Below are 5,221 nucleotides of genomic sequence, written 5' to 3' on the forward strand. Positions count from 1 at the left end.
AGCGACGCTCGCCTCCTTCCCCTCCCACCTGCACGATTATCGTTTTCATTTAACTTATTTTGAGTATTTTAACTGATTGACAAAATGTGCTTTATCTTAACCTATCACCGATGCTCCGGTAGTGGCGATACAAGTGGAGTCAGTCAAAGGATTCTAGGCAATATCCTCACGTTTATGTCGGAATCAACCAGTGGCGTGTTTGTCGTGGCAACTTGTAATGACCCATCTGCGCTGCCAAGTGAACTAAAGAGGAAGGGAAGATTTGATGAAAACTTCTTTATTGATCTTCCTACGGAGCCTGAGCGTGTACAGATTCTAGGGATTCATCTACAACGCTTTGGCATTCATCTGGAATCGGAGTATTTGGAGGCGAAAAAATAAGAGAAATATGTGAGAGGTCAGGAATTGATATCCCAGAAATGGACACTCAAATTACGTCACTTAGCACAAGGACAGAGATTATTGCCGATGAATCTGTACTGGATTATGTAGAGCCAATTTACCATAGCGATGCGGATTGATTAAGTATATCCCTTAGTGCAGTATGCACTGGGGGATATTTCTAACTTACTTCCAGTTTAATCGCTTGTTTGTCCTCTGGGTTTTTGCGTATGACCTCGTTTAACCATTAGAATATCTTTTCTGAATAGAGAAATTTTATGTAAATTTAACCATATCCACCTAACGAAAGTTTACAATATAGTTACTGAAAATAATCTAGCTACAACCAACAAGCTTTGGTTCGACCCATGACTGATAATAAACAAGTTGTCTCCCAACTCACTCAACAAAAACCAAGAGATGTTTTGGTTGTAGCTCCAACTGAACTCACTATCCATCATCGTCACAGACAATCCTTTCAAACAACGCCTACTTTAAGCAATTACATTTTTAAAGTCATCGCTAAATTGTCTATCGTCAGCGCTATGTTGTTTGGCATCAGTGCATTGAGCTACTGGGGATTAGAAATTGTTGAAGCTAACACAATCCCGATAATAGAAGAGAGATACGATTGGCAAACCCAAAAACATATTTGTTTCGGTTGGATGCTAGTTACTTTTTCTAGCTTTCTTGGAAGTACTTCTTTTGGTAACGAGTCTCACTAATAACATTCAGAGGATAGAGTCTACAATAAGAATTCATTACTCATGAATCAAAAATAAAAAGTCATAGTTGAGAAGTGATCTCATATAATCGGTAGATTTTTAATCGGAATTTTTATTAATTTCCTAACTATTCAGACAGATTTATTCAAAATAGATGAATTCTTCTAGTTAATATCTAAATAAATTACTATGAAAGAATTATGAATCCCATTAATCAAGCTATTTTAGAATCTTTGCGTTCTGGTGAGAAAACTGCTGATAACGCTTTGGAGTTGTGTGTAGCATTCATTGAAACACAGATGTCATGTGACTCTGGTTGCCAAATCCCGCTTCTGCGGCTACCTGTGCTAGCGATCGCTTTTGGTTTCGTAAGAGTTGCTGGGCAAGTTCCAGCCGACACCGCAGGACGTATTGATAAGGTGATAGTCCAGTTGTAACTTTAAATGCTCGTGCAAAATGATAGGGACTGAATCCTACTGTGGCAGCAATCTGGTTAAGGTTAAGGTTAAGTTCCTGGGATAGATTTGCTCTGATGTATTCTAAGACAACCTTTAACAAATTTGGGTCTAAAAACTCTGGTGGACGTTTGAGCCGTCCAGATAGGCTTGAACGTCGGTAAATTATCTGTGCCAACACTGCCGTTGCAACTGATTCTAAGTAAAATGCACCACCAGTTTGTCCATTATCAAAAAACTCTTGCATAGCAAGTGCAGCACTCAATCCCCAATGAGTCTTAGGAATTTGCCCTGGCTCTAATTCAATCGTCTGCCCCTCTGCTTCTACTTGGACTATACGCTGTAGAAAAGATTGGGAATATCCAAATACTACAAAACAAGAAGCATCTTCCACCGAAGTATAAGTACTACCTTGCGGCACAATATCAAAACCTCCTGGTAGTGCTTGGTAAGGTTGCAGTCGATCAGCATTGAAGGCAGCAATCCCACGAGTTTCCCCAAAACTTGTTACCACAAGGTTAAGTGGTGAGCGAATATTGGCTTCTAAGTGCCCTGGCGGAATGATTGCTACCATTAACTCTGGTGTTTCTAGCCAGTGCCCCCACTGGGGCAAAGTTTCTAGTGGAGGCTGATCAAGGGGCATTATGCATTCTGGGGGATTGAACAAAAACTCTTTTAGCAGATTCATGGGCAGAGGCAATCAAGTGTTAACAGCAATTTAAATGCAATACCCTATTATCTCAAAAATCAGATTTCGAGATTCCGCAAGAATTGAAAAGACAGTAATGATTGCAGCCAAGTATTTTCAAAGTTAGGATTTTAATTTGAGTAATTGTCAATGCCTGTTCTAATTCCGATTTCAACCTTTTTTATCGGCTGTCATGGGCTGCTTGCTCTAGGTTTGTCCTATCGAGTGGCAATGGAACGCACCCGGACTCGAATTTGGCATGGTGCATCTCTATCTGAAGTTGCCTCACAGCCCAATTACCTAGCTTCACCGAATGCTTGGGCAAAGTTTGTAGAAAAAATGACACAACAGTTTATTTTAACGAAAAACATAGAAGATGGGGCGTTGCAGCGTACTATCCGAGCGCATGGTAATTTTACAGAATACGTACCTCAAAGCCTCATATTCTTAATTGTCTTAGAGTTGATGCAGGCTTTTAACGGACTGTTGTGGATGCTAGGTACTCTATTAATGCTAGCTCGGATTAGCCATGCCTGGGGGTTAATACACACCTATGGCCCATCACCGGGTAGGGCGATCGGTTTTTTCGGAACTTGGCTAGTTTATCTCGTCGGTAGCCTGGTTTGTCTTTACTACAGCGTGCAGCAATTTTTATAGTTCAGCGATGACCCTAACTCAAAAATTATAATGCTCAAAGCAATTGATACCGACCTTTGGGTTGCTGAACAACCTCTAAAATATTTTGGCTTGGAAGTAGGGACAAGGATGACCGTGATTCGTCTGACCAGTGGTAAATTAATGGTGATTTCACCTATTGAAATGGATGAAACCACTATCAATGAGCTAAATCAATTAGGAGAAGTAACTTACATTGTCGTCCCCAACTTATACCATCATCTATTTGTTGCTGATTTCAAGCTGTGCTACCCCCGTGCCAAACTATGGACAGTATCTGGTCTAGAGCGCAAACGACCGGATTTGCAAATCAACCAGATTATTAGCAATCGCAGCATTCACGCGATTGATGGAGTTGAATATTTATTAGTACAAGGATTCAACACATTGGGTACTAGTGGATGTTCACCACTCAATGAATGTGTCTTTTTTCATGTCAAAAGCCGAACTTTAATTGTCACTGATACAGTTTTTCATTTTGACGATCAATGTTCACCAAGCGTAAGGTTAATAGCAAAACTTTTAGGTGCTTACAATCAACTTCGTCCATCGTTATTAGAAAAATTTGCAACTCTGGATAAAGTCAAAGTCAAACGGTCAATTCAACAGCTTCTTACTTGGAATTTTGAACGAGTAATCATGGCGCATGGAAGCATAATTGAACAAAATGGTAAACCTCAGTTTAAAACAGGGTATGAGTGGTTTTTAGAAATGCCTTTGTAGCGATATTTTATGAACTTAAGCCAAACATCTGTGACTAATGCTGCTAATCTAGCATTCTTCATGGTCAATTTATCCCACCATCTTCTGGCTGATTTTCGCGCCTCTCAATCCCGATTCGGGCATTATTGATCTTAAGGCTCACTACCGTGGTTTTCGATATGTTCATGAAATTTTAAAAATGCTTCCGGAAATGCCTGAGCCTATTTTATTAACCAATATTTTTGCCAAGCTTACTGCTTTAGGACGTATTCATAACGTTTCTTCAGGCGTTGAACCCTCGTAAATTGGCAAAGGTATTGAAACATGGAAACCTATTTAGTCTTTGTTGATGCTATTCAGAACAGCAATAAATTCTGGGCGGCCATTGTCGAAGATGGTAACTTAACAGTGCAGTGGGGCAGAGTCGGTTATCAAGCGCAGACTAAAGTCCACACATTAGGCAATTATCAGAGAGCGGTTAGTAAATTTAACAATCTGGTAGCCGAAAAGAAAGCCAAAGGCTACAGCGAAAGTCAGCCAGAGATTGATGCTAGCCGCAGTGTTGCAGACATTAGACGAGCTATTCAATTGTTGAATATTATCCGTCCGGCTGTTGCTCTCCAGAATTTTGGTGATACCTACATATCTGCTCTTAATGAGTATCTGAAAATTGTCCCAACACCTTTGGGGATGCAGATAAATTATCACAGAGTTTACCGCACAGTAGCAGATATTGACTATCAACAAGAATTACTCAATTCTCTGTTAGCGACACCTGTACCAATTGTTGCTGCGGTGGCTGTTGGTCATGCCCCTGAAGCAACAACAGAAACGGCAGTTGTCAGTCTCAAGACTATCAGCAAGAACTTCTGGCGGCATCTTTAGGTTTAAAGAGTGTGACTGGCAAAAGCTAGCCACACTTTTAATTTTTTTGCAATCGCATCCCTAATGTTGACTGGATTTGCTGGAGTAGGAGCGATGAATTATTTTGTCTGCCTGGGGAAATTTTGGTTAATAGCTATATTCGGCAATATTTTTTCTATAAGAATATAGGCGATAACAAGTTATTATACAGTAATTAATCAAAAATATGTAAAGCAAGATTATAGCAACAATTATAGGTCAGTCAGAGGCAATCATTGATAGTCAAAGTGTGAAAACTGCTGCAATGGTACATAAAGCTGTGGGCTACGATGCGGGCAAGAAAATTTGCATGGCGCAAGCGATTTATGAGAGTCGATACCGGACGGGTTAGTTTTGCGGGTCTTGGTGTCCTGCTCAAAAAACGTTGGGTTGTGGAGCGGACTTTTGGCTGGTTAATGGGGTGTCGGCGATTGGTTAGAGACAATGAATTATTGCCTGAAACATAGGAGACATTAATCTACTTTGCTATCATCCGTAGTATGCTAAGGCGACTAGCATAACATTTAACTTACTAAAACTTTTCAAGCAGCATCTTAGCAGACTTTATTAAATTAGGGAAGTTGATGAAAACAGATAAATATTTATTCACAGAAAAATTTAATTCATTGTCCGATGAAAAATCACGTATTCTCCTAGTATCAATGCGTGAAATCGCTAATTTAGTAGCTTTG

5 protein-coding genes and 3 pseudogenes are annotated in these 5,221 nt (G+C 39.9%); 7 read left to right on the forward strand and 1 reads right to left on the reverse strand.

Going from position 1 to position 5,221, the window contains the following annotated elements:
- Positions 1–114 precede the first annotated feature (114 nt).
- Positions 115–372 (forward strand): annotated as a pseudogene (locus H6G97_RS44860) (AAA family ATPase); the annotation flags it as partial.
- Between the two features lie 377 nt (positions 373–749).
- Entirely contained in the window at positions 750–1,106 is a 357-nt protein-coding gene (locus tag H6G97_RS44865) for a hypothetical protein (protein WP_190946921.1), read from the forward strand.
- Positions 1,107–1,391: 285 nt separating this feature from the next.
- Here the strand turns inward: H6G97_RS44865 and H6G97_RS44870 are convergent, their stop codons facing one another.
- Entirely contained in the window at positions 1,392–2,204 is an 813-nt protein-coding gene (locus tag H6G97_RS44870) for a helix-turn-helix transcriptional regulator (RefSeq protein ID WP_190946922.1), read from the reverse strand.
- Between the two features lie 195 nt (positions 2,205–2,399).
- Between H6G97_RS44870 and H6G97_RS44875 the strand changes: the two genes are divergently transcribed.
- The 5 genes and pseudogenes from H6G97_RS44875 to H6G97_RS54145 all read left to right on the forward strand — a co-directional run.
- Positions 2,400–2,906 carry an MAPEG family protein gene (locus H6G97_RS44875; RefSeq protein ID WP_190946923.1) on the forward strand — a complete coding sequence of 169 codons (507 nt, stop codon included), beginning with the start codon at positions 2,400–2,402 and terminating at the stop codon, positions 2,904–2,906.
- 30 nt (positions 2,907–2,936) lie between these two features.
- Complete coding sequence (locus H6G97_RS44880; RefSeq protein ID WP_190946924.1) at positions 2,937–3,647, forward strand: DUF4336 domain-containing protein; 711 nt, start codon at positions 2,937–2,939, stop codon at positions 3,645–3,647.
- 6 nt (positions 3,648–3,653) lie between these two features.
- Positions 3,654–3,930, forward strand: a pseudogene (locus H6G97_RS44885) (IS4 family transposase); the annotation flags it as partial.
- 20 nt (positions 3,931–3,950) lie between these two features.
- Positions 3,951–4,511: a WGR domain-containing protein gene (locus H6G97_RS44890; protein WP_190946925.1), complete on the forward strand. Its 561-nt coding sequence runs from the start codon at positions 3,951–3,953 to the stop codon at positions 4,509–4,511.
- Positions 4,512–4,897: 386 nt separating this feature from the next.
- Positions 4,898–4,996 (forward strand): annotated as a pseudogene (locus tag H6G97_RS54145) (IS5/IS1182 family transposase); the annotation flags it as partial.
- Between the last annotated feature and the right edge of the window lie 225 nt (positions 4,997–5,221).

The organism is Nostoc flagelliforme FACHB-838, from assembly GCF_014698065.1.
GTDB lineage: Bacteria > Cyanobacteriota > Cyanobacteriia > Cyanobacteriales > Nostocaceae > Nostoc > Nostoc flagelliforme_B.

What these genes read in the sequence shown, in the direction of transcription:
- H6G97_RS44865 (WP_190946921.1), top strand. Translation starts at nt 750, where the DNA reads ATGACTGATAATAAACAAGTTGTCTCCCAACTCACTCAACAAAAACCA.
- H6G97_RS44870 (WP_190946922.1), bottom strand. Translation starts at nt 2,204, where the DNA reads ATGCCCCTTGATCAGCCTCCACTAGAAACTTTGCCCCAGTGGGGGCAC.
- H6G97_RS44875 (WP_190946923.1), top strand. Translation starts at nt 2,400, where the DNA reads ATGCCTGTTCTAATTCCGATTTCAACCTTTTTTATCGGCTGTCATGGG.
- H6G97_RS44880 (WP_190946924.1), top strand. Translation starts at nt 2,937, where the DNA reads ATGCTCAAAGCAATTGATACCGACCTTTGGGTTGCTGAACAACCTCTA.
- H6G97_RS44890 (WP_190946925.1), top strand. Translation starts at nt 3,951, where the DNA reads ATGGAAACCTATTTAGTCTTTGTTGATGCTATTCAGAACAGCAATAAA.